The sequence below is a fragment of the Bradyrhizobium sp. CCBAU 25338 genome, from assembly GCF_028128965.1.
GTDB classification, from domain to species: Bacteria; Pseudomonadota; Alphaproteobacteria; order Rhizobiales; family Xanthobacteraceae; genus Bradyrhizobium; species Bradyrhizobium liaoningense.
Window position 1 is genome coordinate 63,562 of record NZ_LFKY01000041.1, and the last position, 20,741, is coordinate 84,302.

Annotated in this window: 17 protein-coding genes and 1 tRNA gene; 4 read left to right on the forward strand and 14 right to left on the reverse strand. The window is 64.9% G+C overall.

The window, feature by feature from the left end:
- Positions 1–9: 9 nt before the first annotated feature.
- The 5 genes from ACM42_RS27275 to ACM42_RS27295 all read right to left on the reverse strand — a co-directional run bounded on the left by ACM42_RS27275 (position 10) and on the right by ACM42_RS27295 (position 4,498).
- Positions 10–85 (reverse strand) — tRNA-Lys (locus ACM42_RS27275).
- 166 nt (positions 86–251) lie between these two features.
- Entirely contained in the window at positions 252–848 is a 597-nt protein-coding gene (locus ACM42_RS27280; protein WP_271530763.1) for a Spy/CpxP family protein refolding chaperone, read from the reverse strand.
- 200 nt (positions 849–1,048) lie between these two features.
- Positions 1,049–2,053 (reverse strand): TRAP transporter substrate-binding protein, encoded by a 1,005-nt coding sequence (locus tag ACM42_RS27285; protein ID WP_028180623.1) that lies wholly within the window; start codon positions 2,051–2,053, stop codon positions 1,049–1,051.
- Positions 2,054–2,267: 214 nt separating this feature from the next.
- A complete protein-coding gene (locus tag ACM42_RS27290; protein WP_271530764.1) occupies positions 2,268–3,830 on the reverse strand; it encodes a 2-isopropylmalate synthase in 1,563 nt (520 codons plus the stop codon).
- A 398-nt stretch (positions 3,831–4,228) separates the two neighbouring features.
- Positions 4,229–4,498 carry a hypothetical protein gene (locus ACM42_RS27295; RefSeq protein WP_271531169.1) on the reverse strand — a complete coding sequence of 90 codons (270 nt, stop codon included), beginning with the start codon at positions 4,496–4,498 and terminating at the stop codon, positions 4,229–4,231.
- A gap of 177 nt (positions 4,499–4,675) precedes the next feature.
- Here ACM42_RS27295 and ACM42_RS27300 point away from each other — a divergent pair, with 177 nt between their 5' ends.
- From ACM42_RS27300 to ACM42_RS27315, 4 genes are all read left to right on the forward strand, one after another.
- Positions 4,676–5,914: an SMP-30/gluconolactonase/LRE family protein gene (locus ACM42_RS27300; RefSeq protein ID WP_271530765.1), complete on the forward strand. Its 1,239-nt coding sequence runs from the start codon at positions 4,676–4,678 to the stop codon at positions 5,912–5,914.
- 216 nt (positions 5,915–6,130) lie between these two features.
- Complete coding sequence (locus tag ACM42_RS27305; protein ID WP_333922008.1) at positions 6,131–7,315, forward strand: calcium-binding protein; 1,185 nt, start codon at positions 6,131–6,133, stop codon at positions 7,313–7,315.
- A 369-nt stretch (positions 7,316–7,684) separates the two neighbouring features.
- Entirely contained in the window at positions 7,685–10,195 is a 2,511-nt protein-coding gene (gene uvrA, locus ACM42_RS27310; RefSeq protein WP_271530766.1) for an excinuclease ABC subunit UvrA, read from the forward strand.
- A gap of 148 nt (positions 10,196–10,343) precedes the next feature.
- Entirely contained in the window at positions 10,344–11,654 is a 1,311-nt protein-coding gene (locus ACM42_RS27315; RefSeq protein WP_271530767.1) for an ABC transporter substrate-binding protein, read from the forward strand.
- Positions 11,655–11,718: 64 nt separating this feature from the next.
- Here ACM42_RS27315 and ACM42_RS27320 read toward each other — a convergent pair whose 3' ends face one another.
- From ACM42_RS27320 to ACM42_RS27360, 9 genes are all read right to left on the reverse strand, one after another.
- Positions 11,719–12,888 carry a Gfo/Idh/MocA family protein gene (locus ACM42_RS27320; protein ID WP_271530768.1) on the reverse strand — a complete coding sequence of 390 codons (1,170 nt, stop codon included), beginning with the start codon at positions 12,886–12,888 and terminating at the stop codon, positions 11,719–11,721.
- A 44-nt stretch (positions 12,889–12,932) separates the two neighbouring features.
- Entirely contained in the window at positions 12,933–13,247 is a 315-nt protein-coding gene (locus tag ACM42_RS27325) for a septal ring lytic transglycosylase RlpA family protein (protein WP_271530769.1), read from the reverse strand.
- 102 nt (positions 13,248–13,349) lie between these two features.
- Positions 13,350–14,195 (reverse strand): CmcJ/NvfI family oxidoreductase, encoded by an 846-nt coding sequence (locus ACM42_RS27330; RefSeq protein ID WP_271530770.1) that lies wholly within the window; start codon positions 14,193–14,195, stop codon positions 13,350–13,352.
- 347 nt (positions 14,196–14,542) lie between these two features.
- Complete coding sequence (locus ACM42_RS27335; protein ID WP_271530771.1) at positions 14,543–15,481, reverse strand: ABC transporter substrate-binding protein; 939 nt, start codon at positions 15,479–15,481, stop codon at positions 14,543–14,545.
- Positions 15,478–16,578 carry an LLM class flavin-dependent oxidoreductase gene (locus tag ACM42_RS27340; protein WP_271530772.1) on the reverse strand — a complete coding sequence of 367 codons (1,101 nt, stop codon included), beginning with the start codon at positions 16,576–16,578 and terminating at the stop codon, positions 15,478–15,480. The genes ACM42_RS27335 and ACM42_RS27340 overlap by 4 nt, the downstream gene beginning before the upstream one ends.
- Positions 16,579–16,599: 21 nt before the next feature.
- Positions 16,600–17,772, reverse strand: a complete 1,173-nt coding sequence (locus tag ACM42_RS27345) for an acyl-CoA dehydrogenase family protein (RefSeq protein ID WP_271530773.1) — start codon at positions 17,770–17,772, stop codon at positions 16,600–16,602.
- A complete protein-coding gene (locus ACM42_RS27350) occupies positions 17,766–18,563 on the reverse strand; it encodes an ABC transporter ATP-binding protein (protein ID WP_271530774.1) in 798 nt (265 codons plus the stop codon). The genes ACM42_RS27345 and ACM42_RS27350 overlap by 7 nt, the downstream gene beginning before the upstream one ends.
- Positions 18,557–19,579 carry an ABC transporter permease gene (locus tag ACM42_RS27355; RefSeq protein ID WP_271530775.1) on the reverse strand — a complete coding sequence of 341 codons (1,023 nt, stop codon included), beginning with the start codon at positions 19,577–19,579 and terminating at the stop codon, positions 18,557–18,559. The genes ACM42_RS27350 and ACM42_RS27355 overlap by 7 nt, the downstream gene beginning before the upstream one ends.
- Entirely contained in the window at positions 19,557–20,657 is a 1,101-nt protein-coding gene (locus ACM42_RS27360; protein ID WP_271530776.1) for an ABC transporter substrate-binding protein, read from the reverse strand. The genes ACM42_RS27355 and ACM42_RS27360 overlap by 23 nt, the downstream gene beginning before the upstream one ends.
- Positions 20,658–20,741 lie beyond the last annotated feature (84 nt).

The following is a 20,741-nucleotide window of genomic DNA, read 5'->3' on the forward strand; positions in this document are numbered from 1 at the left end:
TCTTGAGAGTGGTGGGCGCACCAGGGCTCGAACCTGGGACCCGCTGATTAAGAGTCAGCTGCTCTACCAACTGAGCTATGCGCCCGAAAGGCGGCTAATGCCTTGCGAGGCCGGTCGTTTAGCAAAGCGATCCGGGGATGGCAAGCGATTGGGCGCAAGTTTTCCAAGGCTTCGTCCACAGGCCCAGAAATGCGAAAAGCCGCTGGATTCCAGCGGCTTCGCCACGGTTAATGGCCGGAAACCCGATCCGCTCAGAGCCGGCCCTCGCGGTCCCGGTCCGGGCCGCCGTCACGGTCGAAGCGGTCATGGTGGAAGTGGTCCATGCCCCGGTCCATCATGCGGTCCATGCGGTCCATGAAATGGCGGTGCCGCGGCCCATCCTCGCCGCCGCCGAACGGGCCGCGGTGGCGGGTCAGCACGGCGAGGCGCCGTTTCTGGCCCTCGTCCAGGGTCTTGTAGAGCGGATCGGCGGCATCGGCGATCTTCTTCAGGGCGGCGGAGCTGGCGCCCATGTCCTCGGCGCGCTGGCGCAGGCGGGCGATCGGATCCTCGGCCTTGTCGGCATCACCGGGACCGGCATTCATCCGCGCATTGGCGCGATCGATGCGCAGCTTGGCGAACTCCCGCACGGCGGCCTCGACCGGCGGCCACAGCTTCTCCTGATCGGCGTTGAGCTTCAGCCCGGCATGGACGGCGGCGATCCGCGCGTCGACGAAGGCGGCGCGGTCCTCGGGGTTCATGCGCATGTGGCGGACGTGCTCCATCCACGGGCGATGATATTGGGCATAGACCGCGCCCGAGCCGGCGATGCTGAGCACGGCGATGGCTGCGATGGTGAATTTCCTCATACGAACCTCCTCTTGAAGGATGCTCCGAGGATGAGCGCGGCGCGGCTGACGCGCAACTTACAACTTGGACAGGGAGCGCGTTGTTACGAAGATGTAACGGCCGATTTTACCTCCAGCCGCGATCGGAAATCATTCGCAACAAAAAGGCTTCCGTGCGGACCGCACGGAAGCCTTCGTTCATCATTCATCGTCCGTCAGGATCAGTTCGTCGTGCTCTTCGCTTCCTTCTGGAACTCGTCGATCAGCGACTGGCCGACGCGGCTTGCGGCGTCCTTGTAGACCGGCTCCATCGCCTTGCGCATCGCCTCGTCCTGCTCCGGCGTGAGCTTGATGATCTCGCTCTTGCCGCTCTTCTTGATCTCGGCGAGCGCGTCGTCGTTCTCCTTCTGCGACTGCGTGTTGCTGAAGGCGGTCGCCTCCTTCATCGCCTTGGAAAGCTGGTCGCGGATGTCAGCCGGCAGATCGTCCCAGAACTTCTTGTTCACGATCACGACGTAGCCGATGTAGCCGTGGTTGGTCTCGGTGATGTACTTCTGCACCTCGTGCATCTTCTGGGTATAGATGTTCGACCAGGTGTTCTCCTGACCGTCGACCACGCCGGTCTGCAGTGCCTGGTAGACTTCCGAGAACGCCATGACCTGCGGCAGCGAGCTGAGCGCCTTGAACTGGGCCTGCAGCACGCGCGAGGACTGGATGCGGAACTTGACGCCCTGATAGTCGGCAGGCGTGATCAGCTTCTTGTTGGCGCTCATCTGCTTGAAGCCGTTGTCCCAATAGGCAAGGCCGGTGATGCCCTTGGCATCCAGCAGCTTGAGCAGCTTTGCGCCGAGCGGGCCTTCCGTCACCTTCCGCAGCGTCTTCAGGTCAGGCAGGATATAGGGCAGATCGAATACCTCGAACTCGCGAATGCCCAGCGGCCCGAACTTGGAGTTGGACGGTGCCAGCATCTGCACGCTGCCGAGCTGGAGCGCCTCGAGCTCTTCCTTGTCCTTGTAGAGCGTCGAGTTCGGGTAGACCTCGACCTTGACCTTGCCGCCGGTGTATTTCTCGGCGAGCTCCTTGAATTTCTCCGCCCCCTTGCCCTTCGGCGTGTCGGTGGCGACGACGTGGCTGAACTTGATGATGATTGGCGATTGGGCCAGTGCCGGCCCGGTCAGGCCAAGTGCCAGTACCGCCATGGACGCGGCGATCGCGAAGGTGCGCATAATCTCTCCCTGGTGTTATTGGGCCGCCCGACATGCCGAGCGGCCTATCCTCATGCCGGCTGCATTCATACAGACCGGCATCGCCAGAGGCTATTGGCCGTTAGCAGGGCAGCCATCTCCTCGGCGGTATTCCGGAGCGGTCCGAGACCGAATCCGGAATTTCGAAATTCCGGGGCTGGTCCTTCGGACCATCCCGGAACGACAGCTTCGCTCGTCAGCTCGCCGCCGCCGTCGTCACCGTGTCGCGCTGGCGCTTCATGACGATCTTGTTGAGCGCGCCGAGATAGGCCTTGGCCGAGGCCACCAGCGTATCCGGATCCGCCGCGCGTGCCGTCATCGAACGGCCGTCATGCGACAGCCGCACCGAGACTTCGGCCTGCGCATCGGTACCTTCGGTGACGGCGTGGACCTGATACAACTCCAGCTTGGCCTCGTGCGGCACCAGGCGCTTGATGCAGTTGAACACCGCGTCGACGGGACCGTTGCCCTCGGCCTCCTCGATCTTGATCTGGCCGTCGACGTCCAGCTTCATGGTCGCGCGCTGCGGGCCATGGGTGCCGGCGATCACGGTCAGCGAGGTCAGCTTGATGCGGTCGTGGGACGCCGCCATCTCCTCGTCGACCAGCGCCTCGATGTCCTCGTCGTAGATGTCCTTCTTGCGGTCGGCCAGCGCCTTCATCCGCGTGAACGCATCTTCCAGCTGGTTGGGGCCGAGCTTGTAGCCCATCTCCTCCAGCTTGTGCACGAAGGCATGACGGCCGGAGTGCTTGCCGAGCACCAGCGAGGACTGCTTCAGGCCGACCATCTCCGGCCGCATGATCTCGTAGGTGGAAGCGTCCTTCAGCACGCCGTCCTGGTGGATGCCGCTCTCGTGCGCGAAGGCATTCCGGCCGACGATCGCCTTGTTGTACTGCACCGGGAATGAGGTCGCCGCCGACACCAGCTTCGAGGCGCGGGTCAGCTGCGTGGTGTCGATCCTGTTCCAGTAGGGGAATTTGTCGTTGCGGACGTTGATCGCCATCACGATCTCTTCGAGCGCCGCGTTACCGGCCCGCTCGCCGATGCCATTGATGGTGCACTCGACCTGGCGCGCGCCGCCGACGATGCCGGCCAGCGAGTTCGCGACTGCCATGCCGAGGTCGTTGTGGCAGTGCACCGAGAACACGGCCTTGTCCGAGTTCGGCACGCGCTCGATCAGCGTTCTCATGAAGTGGGTGTATTCCTCCGGCACCGTGTAGCCGACGGTGTCGGGGATGTTCACCGTGGTGGCGCCGGCCTTGATGACGGCCTCGACGATGCGACACAAAAAGTCCATCTCGCTGCGGGTGCCGTCTTCCGCCGACCATTCGACGTCGTCGATCTGGTTGCGGGCGCGCGCGACCATGGCGACCGAGGTCTCGATCACCTGCTCGGGGGTCTTGTTCAGCTTCACCCGCATATGCAGCGGCGAGGTCGCGATCACGGTGTGGACGCGGCCGCGCTTGGCGAATTTCACCGCCTCGGCGCAGCGGTCGATGTCGGCCGGATGCGCGCGGGACAGTCCGGCGATGACTGCGTTCTTGGAGCGGCGGGCGATCTCGCTGACGGCCTGGAAGTCGCCTTCGGAGGTGATCGGGAAGCCGGCCTCTATGACGTCGACGCCCATATCATCCAGCAGCTCGGCAACCTCGAGCTTCTCCTCGAAGGTCATGGTGGCACCAGGGCACTGCTCGCCGTCGCGCAGCGTGGTGTCGAAAATGATGACGCGGTCCTTGTCGGACTTGTTCTGGATGGCCATTACGAAATTTCCTTTTGAGCGTTTGCGCCGTTCAGACCGATTTGTCCCTTGGCGCTTGAGGTGTCCGGTGATCTCGACCAACCCCTGAGCGCCCAGGCGCGTGGCGCCCAGCCGGCCCTCAGGGGCAAGTAAGAAGGAGGCCGCCAATAAGGAGGGTGGGCAGCAACGCGGCCGAGGTCGTGGCGGCGGCCAGAGCCACCTCCCCCGAAATCCCCTCGATTTGGCCGCGAATCGACATTGCCAGACCCTTTTGAGCCACAAATCCTCGGCCAAAACCGTTGACGGTTCGTTGCCGGAAGGCTCAGTACGGCCCGTTTCTAGACGAAAAACGGCTGCAACTGCAACGCCAAAAGATGGTCAGCATATTTGACCTAGCAGGCCCACATAGCCCGAGGCGGCTATCCCACGCCGGTGCGGCGGGCTCGGGCCCGGCTCTCCCAGCGGCCCAGCATCTGGCCGAGCTCACCGGTCGGCACGGGTGCAGCGGTGCCGGCCTTCGCAAGCTCGTTGGTATTGGCCGGCGCGTTCGCATGGAGCCAATCCGGTTCGCTGTATTCGCGCCAGCGGCGTGCCTCCGCACGCCTTTTGCGGGAGACGTAGTCGCGCGCGAAATAGCCGGCCGCAAATGCGATCGCGAGGATGAAGACCAGGACGACAATTTGCACAATGAGCTCCGGCTTTATCCCGTCAAACTCTCATCCAAAACGCACTCGAAGGTGACGAAATTGCGACCCGCCATCGCGCCGTGGTTTCGATTCCACCTCTCGCAACCGACACCGGACCGGACTAACCTCCGCCCGGCTCGGCCGGATCAACTGGCCAGTGAACATGATCGGGAGGACGCGATGACACGCCAGGAGGCTCGTGACCACGAGCAGCGTGACCAGGACGCTGCGCTTTCACGACGAACACTTGTCCGGGGACTTACGCTCGGCGCCGCTGCGACCGTGATGGGAGCCGGCTCCGCGCTGGCCCAGACCGGGCCCGCCGCACCGCCGACCACCATCACGACCCCGCCGCGCGATTTCGGGCCCCACGGTGCGCCGACGACCTATTTCTGGGACCCCGACATCATCGCGGTCGATCCGTCCTTCAACGATCTCGCGCAGCCCAACACCGCGATCAAGCGTCTGTACACCGGACTGCTATGGGCCGAAGGCCCGGCGTGGAGCGCGCAGGGCCGGTATCTTCTGTGGAGCGACATTCCCAACAACCGGCAGATGCGCTGGAGCGAGGACGACGGCCGCGTCAGCGTGTTCCGCTCGCCCTCCAACAATTCCAACGGCAACTCCTTCGACTTCCAGGGACGCCAGCTCTCCTGCGAGCACCTGACGCGCCGGGTGACGCGCTACGAGCATGACGGCACCGCCACGGTGCTGGCGGACTCCTATCAGGGTAAGAAGCTGAACTCGCCGAACGACATCGCGGCGCATCCCGATGGCAGCTACTGGTTCACCGATCCGCCCTATGGCGGCCAGCTCTATGAGGGCGAGCCCGACGTCGCGGGCGGCCCGAGCAATGCGGGCGGCAAGCTCAATCCGCGGATCGGCCAGCCGGCCGGCTTCGTGCCGGGCAAGCGCGAGCTGCCGACCAATTGCTATCGCATCGACCCTTCCGGCCGCATCGATCTCGTCGTCACCGAGGACCAGGTGCCCGACCCGAACGGGCTCTGCTTCTCGCCCGACTACAAGAAGCTCTACATCGCCTCGACCGGCAAGGGACCTGGAGACACCGGCCCCGGCGGCAAGGGCGAGATCTTCGTGTTCGACGTCGGCAGCGACAACAAACTCTCCAATCTCAAGAAGTTCAGCGATTGCATGATCGACGGCGTGAAGTGCGGACCGGATGGCCTGCGCTGCGACGTCAATGGCAACCTCTGGGCCTCCAGCAATGCCGGCCGCGCCGTCGGCTACAGCGGCGTGACCGTGTGGTCGCCGGAGGGCAAGCTGCTCGGCCGCATCCGCCTGCCTGAAGTCTGCGGCAACGTCTGCTTCGGCGGCCCGAAACGAAATCGTCTTTTCATGGCCGCCAGCCAATCGCTCTACGCAGTGTACACGGCGACGCAAGGCGCTGGCCCGGGCTGAGCGGAACCGTGCACGAGCGAGCGCGCCGGCGTGAAGCGCCGGCGCGTGAATTTGCGTTCTGTGACAGCACGACGACACGCTGATCGCAGTTCCCCAAACCTCGGGCAAATCTCCGCCATTAATTCAACGAAGATAGGTCGCGCAGCAGACCGTGGCGTGCGGGGGAAGCGTGATGCTCTCTCCGAGCGCGACCGAACATCAGGTGGGAGTTGCGCGATGCGCCGCATGCCAAACGACACGATCATCGTCAGCGTCGGAGACCTGCAAGTTGTGACCGCTTTTGGAGATCCGGGCCTGCCGACCGACGCCCACGGCGGGAACGATATAATGATAGCCACGGTCCGTGCGGGCCACGGTGTCTTGACCTTGCTCGGTGACGAAGCAGACCTCCAGGGGCGTTCGCGCGGAGGAAACGACCTCCTCGTCGCGGACATCGAGGGCTACGGCACCTATGCGTATATCGACGGCGATGCGCAGACGATGTCCGGTCACTCCCGTGGCGGCAATGACACGATCTACGTCGATGCCTCGTACACGACATATTCGAGTGTCTCTGTGCTGGGAGACGCCGGAAACACGATGTCGGGCGATGCAAGGGGAGGCAATGACGATATCACCGCAGTGATGGGGAACAGAGCGTTTGGCTCTTTCGGGGGCGACACCGGTTACATCATGAGCGACAATGCCCATGGCGGCAACGATATCCTCCACGTGACCCAGGCCGGCATCTATGGCGGAGCGACGATGTCGAGGGATGCGCTCTACGCCATGAGCGGCAACACACGTGGCGGCAACGACATCCTCATTTACACCGTCGGCGCCGAAGCCCGTTCGGGAGGGGCCTCTCTCGAGGGGGATACGTATTATATGAGCGACAACGCCCGTGGAGGCGACGACATCCTGATCGCGGCCGTCGATGGCAATCCCGACTCGACGTCCATCGCACTCACCGGGGATGCCTCGAACATGTCGGGCAATACGCAAGGCGGAAACGATATCCTTCTCGGCGGCGAGCGCGGCGATTGGCTGTATGGCGATGCACGCATCTATGCCCCAACCGCGCCCGGCTCTATCACGGGCGGCCGCGATCTCCTCAGCGGCGGTGGCGGCAATGATCAGCTCTGGGGCGGACCAAACAACGATCTGTTCGTATTCGGGACAGGCTCGGGCCAGGACGTGATCAACGATTTCGATCAGGGCAACAAGGCCGTCGGCAGCATGGTGCGGGAGCATGATGTGATCGACGTCCACGCCTACGGCTTTGCGGGCTGGGCCGATCTGAAGAGCCTGATCAGCGACGACGGGCGCCGGCAATGCGGTGATCCAGCTGACGGCCAACGACACGATCACGCTGGACGGCATCCATGCCGCCGATCTCAATGCCAGGACTTCATCGTCTGAGGCGCGGCTCGCCGTAGGGCAATCGCATATGGGAGATTCGCCTGTGGCCATCCTTCGAGACACCCGCCGTTGGCGGGCCCTCAGGATGAGGACCGAACGGGTTGCGCTACTTTCAACGGGCGCCGATGCTGTTTAGCCTCATCCTGAGGAGACCGCGAAGCGGTCGTCTCGAAGGACGAGGCGTGCACTCAGCTCGCACAAAGCGGCAATGCGATAGCTCTGCGGGTTGGCTGGTTGCCCAGGGCGCTTGCAAGGCCCGTCGCGATCACCGCGGCGGGCCTTCGCTTTGTACAGAACGGAAGCGGCCGCTGGCATCGAAGGACCCATCCTGCGATCTTGTCGTTACCCGTGCGGGGGAGTGGAGGCAAGATGGACGATCGAGCAAAGCTAACCGGGAGCCTGACGCAGGACGACGGCTTCGTCCGGGTCCGGGGCGCGCGGGAGCACAACCTCAGGAACGTCGACGTCAGGATCCCCCGCAACGCCCTCGTCGTGTTCACGGGCGTCTCGGGCTCCGGGAAATCTTCGCTGGCCTTTGGAACGATTTACGCCGAGGCGCAGCGGCGCTATCTGGAATCGGTGTCGCCTTACGCCCGGCGCCTCTTCCACCAGATGCAGATCCCCGAGGTCGACGACATCGAGGGCCTGCCGCCCGCGGTGGCACTGCAGCAGCAGCGTGGGGCGCCGACGACGCGGTCGTCGGTCGGCAGCGTCACCACCATCTCGAACCTGCTCAGGATGCTCTATTCCCGCGCCGGCGACTACCCGCGGGGGCTGCCGATGCTCTATGCGGAGTCGTTCTCGCCCAACACGCCCGAGGGCGCCTGCCCGACCTGCCACGGCATCGGCCGGATGCTCGACGTCACCGAGAAATCCATGGTGCCCGACGACACCAGGACGATCCGCGAGCGCGCCGTCGCGGCCTGGCCGAGCGCCTGGCAGGGACAGAACCTCCGGGACATCCTGACGACGCTCGGCTACGACGTCGACAAGCCCTGGCGCGAGCTGCCGAAAAAGGACCGCGACTGGATCCTGTTCACCGAGGAGCAGCCGACCGTCCCGGTTTATGCCGGCTACGACGCCGCCGAGGTCAAGCGCGCCCTGCGCCGCAAGGAGGAGCCGAGCTACCAGGGCACGTTCACCGGCGCCAAGCGCTACGTGATGCAGACCTACGCCAAGTCCGAGAGCGCGATGATGAAGCGCCGCGTCGCGCAATTCATGATCATCCGGGACTGCCCGACCTGCCACGGCACGCGACTCAAGCCCGAGGCGCTCAGGGTCAAATTTGCCGGCCTCGACATCGCCGAGATGTCGCATCTGCCGCTCAAGCAGTTGCACGAGCTGATCAAGCCGTTCGCAAAAGCCTCGACGGACAGGTCGGAGAAAGCCGTCGTCGCCCGGCGCATCTGCGAGGATCTGTCGGCACGTCTGGCCGTGCTGCTCGACCTCGGCCTCGGCTATCTCGCCTGCGAGCGCAGCACCCCGACACTGTCGCCGGGCGAGTTGCAGCGCTTGCGTCTTGCGACGCAGGTCCGCTCGAACCTGTTCGGCGTCGTCTACGTGCTCGACGAGCCGTCCGCAGGTTTGCATCCCGCCGACACCGAGGCACTGCTGCGCGCGCTGGACCGGCTGAAGCACGCGGGTAACTCGATCTTCGTGGTCGAGCACGAGATCGAGGTGATCAGGCATGCCGACTGGCTGGTGGATGTCGGCCCCGATGCCGGCGAGGGCGGCGGGCTCATTCTCTACAGCGGGCCGCCCGAAGGGCTCGGTGACATCGAGCAATCGCGAACCGCGCATTACCTCGCGCATCCGCGAAAGAAACTGCCGGCGGTCCGCCGCGAGCCGAAGGGACATCTGAAGCTCAAGGGCGTGACCCGCAACAATCTGCGCGGCCTCGACGTCGACATTCCGCTCGGTGTCATCGCCAGCATCACCGGCGTGTCCGGCTCCGGCAAGTCGAGCCTGATCAGCCAATTTCTCGTCGAGGCCGTGGCCGAACATCTCGGCCATACGCTTGCCACTGATGCCGATGACGACAGCCTCGCCCCGACGGTCGAGACGTCAGGCGGCAGAATCGTTGCCGGCCTCGACCGGATCAACCGCCTCGTCGTGGTGGATCAGAAGCCGATCGGCCGCACGCCGCGATCCAATCTTGCGACCTATACCGGTCTGTTCGACCATGTCCGGAAACTGTTCGCCGCAACCCCGCAGGCAAAGTCCCGACGCTACGATGCCGGCCGCTTCTCGTTCAACGTCGCCAAGGGCCGCTGCGCGACCTGCGAGGGCGAAGGATTCGTTTGCGTCGAGCTGTTGTTCCTGCCCAGCGTCTACGCGCCCTGCCCGACCTGCAAGGGCGCGCGCTACAACGACAAGACGCTCGAGGTGAAGATCGACGGTAAATCCATCGCGGACGTGCTGGCGATGCGCGTCGACGAGGCCTTCGCGTTCTTCGAGGGCGATGCTGCGCTCAGCCGTTCGCTGTCCGTCGTTCGCGAGGTCGGCCTCGGCTATATCCGCCTTGGCCAGTCCGCGACTGAACTGTCCGGCGGCGAGGCGCAGCGCATCAAGCTCGCGACCGAGCTGATGCGCCCGCAACGCGGCCACACGCTCTATGTGCTGGACGAGCCAACCACCGGCCTTCACCCGCGCGATGTGGAGCGGCTGATCGCCCAGCTCGATCGGATCGTCGATGCCGGCAACAGCGTGATCGTGGTCGAACACGACATGGACGTCGTGGCGCACAGCGACTGGATCATCGATCTCGGCCCCGGCGCCGGCGACGAGGGCGGCCGGATCGTCGCCTCGGGGACACCGGATCAGGTCGCCACAGCCGGCGGGAAAACGGCGCCTTATCTGGCGCGGCGCTTGGCGCAGTAGCGCACGATCGCGCCGGGCCTGACCGTTATTTCGCAATTGCGTTCTACGGCGCACCCGACTTTCGCGATGTTGACTTTCCGCTGTCCCCCTCACCATACTTCGCAAAAAAATAACAACCAATCATAAGACGGTTTTGAGGGAGGATAGGATGCCGACTTCACGCAGGCAGCTGCTGAAGGGTACGGCGGCTGCCGCCGCCGCACTCAGCCTCGATTGGACCAGAGCCCAGGCGCAGGCCGAGACTTTACGCATCGGCCTGATCTACGACCTCACCGGCCCCTTCGCCGCCGGCGGCTCGGTCGCCTCGTCGATCGGCGCGCAGATCGCGATCGATCTCGTCAACGAGAAGGGCGGTATCGGCGGCAAGACCAAGATTGCTCCGGTCGCTGCGGATTCCCAGAGCAAGCCCGACGTTGCAATCAACGAGGCCGAACGGCTGATCAGCCAGGAGAAGATCGACATCCTCAACGGCGTCTATGCGAGCTCGCATGCGGTGCCGCTCGCGGCCAAGGTCGAGCAGCAGAAGAAGATCCTCTGGATCACGACCGCGGTCTCGACCGCCGTGTTCAAGGACAAGAACCTGCAATACGTGTTTCGCGCGCAGATCCATTCGGATCAATACGGGCAGGCCTTTGCAAGCTTCATCAACGAGCATGCGAAAGCCAAGCTCGGCATGGACCCGAAGGAGGTCAAGGTCGCGTTGATCCACGAGGACGGGCCCTATGGCGTCGGTGTCGCCACGGCCGACGAAGCCTATGCCAGGCAGGCCGGCATCCCGGTGGTGCTGCGCGAGGGTTATTCGGCATCGGCGCCGGACCTGTCGGTGCTCGTCACCAAGATCAAGCGCGCCAAGGCCGACGTGATCTCGCATGCCGGCTACAACCCTGACATCACCCTGTTCCTGCGCCAGGCACGCGAGAGCGGCCTGCGCTTCAAGATGCTGTTCGGGGCTGGCGCCGGCTACAGCCAGCTCGACAAGCTGCGCGCCACCTTCGGGGCCGACATCGACAATTTCTGCAACATCGACCCGGTGCCGGCGCAACTGCTCGATCCCGCCAAGCTCGCGCCGGGCATGGGTGATCTGATCAACGCCATGGTCACGCGCTACAAGGCCAAGACCGGTGCGACCGACGTGCCGCCACACTGCTCGATGGGCTTCAACCAGACCTGGGTACTGCTCAACAACGTGCTGCCGGTCGCCAAGGAGAAGTACGGCAGCTTCGAGCCCGAGGCCATCCGCAAGGCGGCGCTCGACGTCGACATCCCCGCAGGCGGCACCATCCAGGGCTATGGCGTGAAATTCTTCCCTCCGGGCACGCCGCTCTCCGGCCAGAACGAACGCTCGACACCGGTGGTGATGCAGAACGCGGGCGAGCACATCTCGGTGGTGTGGCCGACCAACATCAGGACACAGGACCCGGTGTTCCCGCTGCCGAAGGGCTCGACCTACGGGGCGTGAGGCGGTGTGCGCGGCACGGTCGGTGCCACCCTCCCCTGGAGGGGGAGGGTAAGAAGCAGCCCCCCTACAGCACCACCCTTCGTCCCTCCTCCGCCGCCCAATAGCCGGCATAGTTCACCTTGATCGTCTCATACGCGAGCGCGAGGTCCGACAGCGGCTGTCGTCCGGTCGCAACGCATTCCATGAAGTCCTGGATCTCCTGCAAGTACCCGCGCGTCCATTCCTCCTCGAGACAGACATATTGCCAGCCGGTTTTGCGGTCGACCTTCTCGGTGATGTAGACGCCGGCGAGCTTCTCCTCGCTGGTCTGGTAGCTCATCAGATGGGTGTTCGGGGTGATGTTGGCGAACAGCGAGCCGCCGCTCGTATAGGTCTCGATCAGATTGCGCACGCCGCCCATGATCATGTCGCCGGAGAACACGGTGGCCTTGGTGCCGTCGGAGAAGGTCGCCGTCAGCGTTCCCCAGTCCTCGACGTCGACGGGATTGGCCTTGATGAAGCTGCGCTCTTCGGGCTTGAGGCCGGCGGTGACGTTGCCGACGTCGCCGGTGACGCTGGCGACGCGGATGGTCTCGCCGCGGGCCTTCGCTTCCACCTGCTTGAGATACAGCACGGCCGAGAGCGGATGGCAGCCCATCCGGATCAGCGAGCCGCCGCCGGTCATCGCCCATTGCGCGGCATGCGCGGCGTGCGAGCCGGAATGGCTTTCCTCGCCCTTCATGAACAGGATCTTGTCTTTCGTCGCCCTGATGATCTCCGCGGTCTTGGTCACCACCGGCGCGTAGATCCAGTCCTCGGCGTACATGAAGAGCTTCCCTGTCCGCTCGATCGCGGCGCGTGTCGCATCCATCTCTTCCAGCACGCGCTCATACATCAGCGCCTTCGGCACGTGCTTGCCGATGGGCTGCTCGTCGCCCTCGCGGCCGAAATAGCCGGCGAAGGGCTTTTCGCAGATCACATGCTTTCCGGCCTGCATCGCGCCGACGATCATCCCGGCATGGAGATTGGGCGGGGTGCAGATGTCGATGACGTCGAGATCGGCGTCCGCGATCAGATCGGCGAAGCTGCGATAGACGCGCGGGATGTTGTGTCGATCGGCAAATTCAATGACGTGGCCGCCACGCGCCGCAACCGCCGCGACCTCGACGTCCACGCCATAGACGCGCCGGAACGCATGCATGTGCAGCTCCGATACGAAGCCGCAGCCGACGACTCCCACCCTGATCCTGGCCATGGTGCCCCCTTGCTTTGGGGCGGCACTATAGCGCGCTCAGAAGCCTATTCCACCAAGACGCGCACCACGCCCGCGCTCATCATGCCGAGCGCGCGGGCGGCCGGCACCGAGAGGTCGACGATACGCCCGCGGATGAAGGGACCGCGATCGTTGACGCGGCATTGGATCGTGCGTCCGCTATAGGACACCTTGAGCACGCTGCCGAACGGGCGCGTGCGATGGGCGCAGGCCAACTCGCCGTCTTTGCCGGCTTTCGCGTATCTGTAGTACGAAGCAAGCCCGCTTTCAGCGTGGGCAACAGAAAAGGAAAAAAGCAAAAAGCTGGCCAGAGATACCAGTAGCGTCGTCTGCGCTTGCACGGCACCCTCCCGGGTTGCCCTGCCCGGCCTGCAAACGTCCCTTGTTCCGCAAAGTTCCAGGAACATTGCCGTGGCGATGCCCGGCAATGCCATCGCACTTCGTTACTCCCGGTGGAACACCAGCGTGCGGACTTCGATGCTTTCGCGGGGCGCCGCATCGGCCGGCGTGGTCGGATCGACGAACGCAGTGTGCGGTCCGAAACGGGTGCGGCCGTCGGGTGCGGAATCGTAGCACTTCAGCAGCAGCGCCTCGTCCGGCGTCATCTCCGGGAAATAGAACCAGCGGTGGTTCGGATTGTATCTCACCGAATAGATCTCTCCGCGTCGGTTGGGATAGATCAGGTCGGAGGCGACGAGATCGCCGGGATCGACCGTCGTGCCATCGGCCATTGCGAGCGGGGAATCGCGCAAGGGGCCGCGGATCGGACGCCAGAGATTGATCACCTGCACGCGTCCTTTCAGCAGCTCCTCGGCCTCGTCAGGCAGATGCTCACGTACACGGTTGGCGCCGGAGATTGCGGTCTGGTCGACATGGACGCGCGTGGCCGGCTGGCGCGGGCCGCCGTCGCGAATATCCGGCGCACCTTCGACACGCTTGCGCACGGTGTGATCGAAGATGAAGACGCGATCCGCCTTCAAAGTGGCGCGCAGGAATGCCTCGACCGCGGGATAATAGACCGCCCTCACCTCCTCGTCGTTGTAGAAATCCTTCACCCGGGTCGGGTGACGCACCAGCGCAAAGCCCTCACGATCGAGCGAGAAATCTTGCGCGATCAGCCGTGCGTCGAAAATCGGCACCTGATGCGGTTCCGGCAGCGACGTGCTCTTGGGCTCGCCCGGCGGCGGGTCGAAGGCGTAGGTGCGCGGCTTGCCTGATGTCGGTGCGAGATAGTTGAGTTCGGCAGTGACGAAGGGAAGCGATTCGATTCTTGTTTCTTGCAGGCCCATGGCCGGTCTCCCGATGTGGTCGTTTGATTGATTTTGGCGGTGGGCCGGGCGGCGCAAGGGAGGTGCCGCGAATAGCGATGAGGATGTTGTCGCGAGCGAGGAATGCAGAATGAATCAGTCGAGGATGGCGGTCGCTTTGACGATGCTCTTCTCTCTTAACGAATGCTTGAGAGACTCGCGAGCTCTCGCGACCGCCGCCGTCATCCCGGGCGCCCGAAGGACGAGCCCGGAATCCCTCGAGCCGCGATGCTTGTAGACAATGGGTTCCGAGTTCGTGACTTGGTCGCGCCCCGGAACGACACCGGAGCAGCGTTCGACCCTGCGCCGGGTCCGGACACGAGAGGTTCCTACAGCCCCGCCTTCGAGATCGCGTCCGCGAAGGAACGATCGACGATCTCGGCTGCATCGAGCTTCTGCTTGATCAGACCCCAGCGGAAATAGAGGTCGATCGTGCTCTGCTCGTCCGCAACCACGCCATCGTCGATCGGAGCGATCCGGATCTTGGCGCGCGACAGCCAGTTCTGCGGCACGGCGGCCGGGATGTTCATCAGCCTGCCCCAGGTCGCCGCATAGCTATCGACGTTGCTCAGCGACCACGCCCGCGCTGCGGTGAGACGTCGGACGAAGTCGGTCAACTCCGCGCGCTTGTCGCGGATCGCGTCTGGCCGCGCCACCTGGAAACTCAGGCCCGGCGTCAGGCCCTCCGAGGTGATGATGCGTCGCGACTTGAACAGCACCTCCTCCTGGCTGACATAGGGCTCCCAGGTCGACCACGCATCAACGGAGCCTTGCGTGTAGGCAATCTTGGCGTCCGAGGGCGCCAGGAATGCGATCTGCACGTCATTCGCACTCCAGCCGTTCTTCTCCAGCGCGGCGAGGATCAGCTGATGGCCAATCGAGCCGCGGCCGGTGGCGATCTTCTTGCCGCGCAGATCGGCGAAGCTCTTGATCGGCGAACTCTCCGGTACGAGGATCGCGAGACCCTCGCGCGTCTGGCGGATCGCGGCGATCGCCTTGACCGGCGCGCCGGAGGCGGCGGCGAAGGTGAACGGCGCGTCACCGACGAGCCCGGTCTCGATCGCACCGGCGCTGAGCGCTTCGAGCAGTGGAGCTGCCGCCGGAAACTCCTTCCACTCGATCTTGTAGGGGACGTCCTTGAGCACGCCGGCCGCTTCCATCACGGCCTGTGCATTGCCCTTCTGATCTCCGACGCGGAGCGTGGTTTGTGCCGCCGTCAGCCCGAACGAGCCGAGTAGCAGCGCGCCTGCCAGCACGAGACGGATCATTCCGCAGCCTCACCGCGAACGGCCTGACGCTTCGCGATCAGCTCGCGCGTCCGCGGGATCAGCTCACGACCATACTCGATGGCGTCGATCAGCGGGTCGAAGCCGCGGATCAGGAAATGGCTGATGCCGAGATCGTAATAGTCGCCGAAGACTTCGGCGACCTGCTCGGGGGTACCGACCAGGGCCGTCGTGTTGCTGTTGGCGCCGGTGAGTTTTGCGACCTCCGTCCAGAGCCGCTTGTCGATGCGGCTGCCCTGGTCGGCGAGCGCGAGCAGGCGCCGGGCACCGGCGGTGGCATGGCCGTCCGCGGGCTTGCGATAGCCGGTCTTGTCCTGGAGTGCGGTGGCGCGCGCCAGAATCTCCTCGGCCTTCTCCCAGGCCAGCTTTTCAGTCGGGGCGATGATCGGCCGCACCGAGAGACTGAAGCGCGGCGTTGGCCGCCCATGCCGAACCGCCGCGTTGTGGACGCGGGAGGTGATGTCGCGTACCTGCGCATAGGATTCGCCCCACAGCGCAAAGGTATCGGCATGCTTGCCGGCGACGTCGGTCGCCGCATCCGAAGCGCCGCCGAAATAGATCCGGATGCCCTCCGGACGATAGGGCTTCACCTGCGAGAAGGCGTTCTCAACCTGATAGTACTTGCCCTTGTAGCTGAACGACTTGTCGCTGGACCACTCCAGCTTGAGGACATCGAGAAACTCCGAGGTGCGGGCATAGCGCTCGTCCTTGTCGTCGAGCGTGTTGCCGTCCTGCCGAAGCTCGGTAGCGTTGCCGCCGGTGATGACATGGAGCGCGACCCTGCCGCGGGAGAACTGATCGAGCACGGCGAACTGCCGCGCCAGCAGCGTCGGCGCGGTGAAGCCGGGCCGCTGCGCGATCAGCACGTTGAGGCGGCTGGTCGTGCTGAGCACGTGCTGGGCTACCTGGAGCGAGTCGGGCGTCGTCGAATGAAACGCCAGCAGCGCACGATCGAAGCCGGCGTTCTCGTGCGCCTTCGCCACCGTCTCGATGTGGGTCGGGTTGAGGACCGGTCCTTCGCGGACGATGGTCTCGGACGAATTGTTGTTGCTGATGAAGCCGATGAACTCAATCGACATGATCGTCTCCCTGTTGATGTCCTAGAGGCCGAGTGCGGCGCGGCCGAGGCCGACGCGCGTGGAATCGTCCTGTGGCGTGTGCACGCGACCGCACAGGACGTCGCGATAGTGCCGCTCCAGCGGATTGGTACGGCTGAGACCGTGATTGCCGGTGAGCGATAACGCGTCCTCGACCGCGGCGACGGCATTGTTGGTCACCGTCAGCTTGACGGCATTGGACTCGCCGGCGGAAAGCTTGACGCCCTCGTCGACATCGCGGGCGAACGTGTCGATCAGCCGCGCATTGACCGCGAGCCGCGCCTCGATTGCGCCGAGAATCTCCTGCGCGCGCGGCAGTGTTGCGAGCGGTGCGCCGAGGCTGGCGGGCACGCGCTGTTTCAGGAATGTGATCAGCCAGTCGCGTGCGGCGCGGGCGACGCCGTCATAGATCGCGGCGACGAAGACGGCGTGGACCGCCGCCTGTGCAATGTCGGGCGCGCGCCAATCCGCCGGCTTGCGCACGTCGATCTCGGCATCGCGCGGAATCACGACGTCCTCGAAAATCACGTCGTGGCTGCCGCTGGCGCGAAGGCCGTGGTGGTCCCAGGTCTCGACGATGCGCGTGCCCGGCAAGCCTGCCGGCACCAGGAACTGACCGACGCGCGGCTCGGCTTCGTCGGTCCGCGCCCAGACCAGGTACCATTTCAGGATCGGCGATCCCGTCGAATAGATCTTGTGGCCGGTCAGGCTCCAGCCGGTCTCGGTCCGACGCACAATCGTCGCTGGCAGGCCGCCGCGCGCCGGTGAACCGAGCTCCGGCTCGACGCGCAGCGCGTTAATCAGCGCGAGGCCTTCCACGCTCTCGCGCGCAAGCTTGCGCGACAGCCGCGCCGGCCAGGTCGGGCTGCGTGCCATGACGAGATGATTGATGTAATGCATCGACAGCACCAGCGCGGTCGACGGATCGGCCCTACCGATGATGCCGATGACGCGCGCGGCGTAACGCGCGCCCGCACCTGCCCCGCCATGAACGGCTGGCACCGTCAGCGACAACAGGCCTGCCTCGGAGAGCTCGCCAAAATTCCGGAACGGAAAGGTCCCGGTGCGGTCGTGCTCGGCGGCGCGCGCGGCAAAGCGTGCCGCAAGCGTCTCGGCACGGGCGACGTAGTCGGGCTGGCTATGGACCGTGCGGTCCTCGGCTACGAACGTCACCATGTGGCATCCAACCCCAGCAAACCAAGGATCTGGCGACGCAGATCGGCCAGATACGGATCGCCGCGATGGCGCGGATATGGGCGGTCGACGCGGATGTCGGCCTTCACGCGCGCGGGACGATCGCTGAAGACGATGACCCGGTTGGCAAGCACTAGCGCCTCCTCGGCGTCGTGCGTCACCAGCAGGGTGGTAAAGCCCTTGCGTTGCCAGAGCGAGACGAGCTCGGCCTGCATGGTGATGCGGGTGAGCGAGTCGAGCTTTCCCAGCGGCTCGTCGAGGATCAGGATCTTGGGATCATTGACCAGCGCCCGCGCGAGCGCGACGCGCTGCGCCATGCCGCCGGAGAGCTGGTGCGGGTAGGCCTTGCGGAAGGAGGACAGCCCGACGAGATCGAGCGCGGCATCGACGCGGTGACGCTGACTCTTGAGGACGCCCTGCGCCTCGAGCCCCAGGGCGACGTTGTCCCAGACCGACCGCCAGGGAAACAGGGTCGGGTCCTGGAACACGACCACGCGCGAGGGATGCGGACTTCTGATCCGGTCTTCGTCCTCCCGCAGCCTCCCCGCCTTGGGCTTGTCGAGGCCAGCGACCAGCCGCAGCAAGGTCGACTTGCCGCAGCCGGAGGGGCCGAGCAGGGCGACGAACTCGCCGGGCTCGACCGAGATGCTGACGTCGCTCAACACCGGCAGCTCGGTCCCGTCGATGTCGAAGGCATGGCTGACCTGCTCGATGTCGAGCGCGGCGCCGGCGGCCGGATGCGTGGCAATTTCGGCCAGAGCTGCGGCTACCATTTCACGGTCCCCTTCTGCCAGATCAGCAAGCGGTCGCGGATCGAAAACAGCAGTGTGATCGCGCCGGAGCAGAGCAGCGACATCACGATCAACGCCGCATACATGTTGGCGTAGGCCGCCCAGCCCTGCGCCCACTGCAGGTACCAGCCGAGCCCGGCCTTGACGCCGATCATCTCGGCGACGACGAGCACGGCGAAGGACGAGCCGAGCCCCATGAACAAGCCGACGAAGACGTGCGGCAATGCGGCGGGGATCGCGACCTTCAGCACCAGGAAGGACGGCTTCGCGCCCAGCGTGCGCGCGACATCGTAATAGGCGTTACTGACGCTCGCGACGCCCGACCAGGTCAGCACGGTGACAGGAAAGCCCGTCGCCAGCGCAATGAGGAAGGTCGATGCGCTCCAGCTCGAGGGGAAGGTGAAAAAGGCGATCGGCAGCCAGGCGGTCGCCGGCAGCGGACCGATGAAGCGCAGGACCGGGTGCACCCAATAGCCGACTGCGCGCGACCAGCCGATCGAGACGCCGGTCAGGAAGCCGACCGTCGCGCCGATCAGATAGCCGCCGAGTTGAAGTTTCACGGACGCAAAGACGCTGTCGAGCAGCTTTGGCAAGTCGTCAGTGTAGACCTCGATGATCGCCTGCGGCGGCGGAAAGAACGGCAGCGGCAGCCAGGCGAACTTTGCGGTCGCGACCTCCCAAACCGTCAGGAATGCACCGAGCGCGACGAGCCATGGCGCCCGCTTGTGCAACGCTCGTCCCGCCGCGCCGAGATAGTCGGCGCCGACGGTCCCGAACAGCGCGATGGCAGCAATGACGAAGGCCACGATGCCGAGCGAATGCGTGCGCGACCAGTCGCCGACGTCCGCCCACCACAGGCAGGAGAGGCCGAAGGCGATCCAGACGACGCTGGCGAGAAAGCCGACGCCGGACTGCCGGACCCAATTTGCGAGCAACGGCGCGCGCGAAAGCCGCGGCGCGCCGGAGGCAAGCCCGTCAGACAGCGAATACGTCGACATAGATGCGCTCCGCGAATTTGGCCGTGTCGGTGCTCTGCTTGAAGACCTGCACGCTCTTGAGATCGTCGGCATAGGCCTTGAGCTCGCGCTTCAAGATCTCGCCGACGGGATGATGATGGTGGGTGTGGTAGCGCACCATGCCCTCGATATCGGCGAGCGTGGCCGCCTTCGGCGCGTAGGGCTGGAACGACTTCGCCGCGACGGACGAATTTTGCGAAGTGAACATTGCCGCATCGAGCAGCGCCTGCGTGATGGCGCGGGCGACCTGCGGCTCCTCGCGCACCAGGCTGCCGCGCAGGCCGAGGATGCAGCAGCTTTTCTCGCGGTATTCGCCGTCGAGATTGGACGCGACCTCCTTGTACTGAGTGTCCTTGAGCCAGAGATAGGCGAGCGGATCTGACGAGAGGAAGGCCTGCACCTCGCCCTTCTCCACGGCGACGTTGAGCAGATTGCCGGGATAGGCACGCCAGTCCACGTCCTTCACCGGATCGATGCCGAGCTTCGCCAGTTGGATCGAGAAGAAATTCTTGTCGGGACCTGCGAGATCACCGACGGCAACGATCTTGCCCTTGAGGTCGGCGAGCTTGGCGACGCCGGAATCGGTGCGCGACAGCACGCGCATACAGCCGCCATGGGTGCCCGCGGCGATCTTGACGTCAAAGCCCTGTTCCAGCGGCTTCAGCCAGCGCAGCGCCATGCCGAGGCCGGCATCGCTCTTTCCTGTCGCGATCGCCTCGAGCAGCTGGTCGGTCGATCCGGAATAGTTGACGAGTTCGACGTCGAGATTGTGCTTCTGGAAGAAGCCGTGCTCGATGGCGACTGGCACCGGCGCGAGACAGACGGCGCCGGCGTTCCACGACAGCTTCAGCTTGCGCGGCGCGCCGGTGAGCGCGGGCGCATCCGATGCCGTCCGGCACAGCGGAAATTCCGAGAAGTCGACGCCCGACGCGATCCCGCGCGGCACGAAGGCCTGCGCTCCCAGTGCGCCCAGCGGCGCGGCGAAGGCCGCAGCAAGCCCCGCCTGCAGCAGATAACGGCGGTCGAGGCTTGCTCCGCTGCGCTTGTCGTCATTCTTCATCGGCCCCTGGCTCCTGCGCTGGCACGACTCCGCCGTCTGCGCAACGGCTCGCGTTGCGCATGTTCCGGGCGGAGCTGCGTTGAG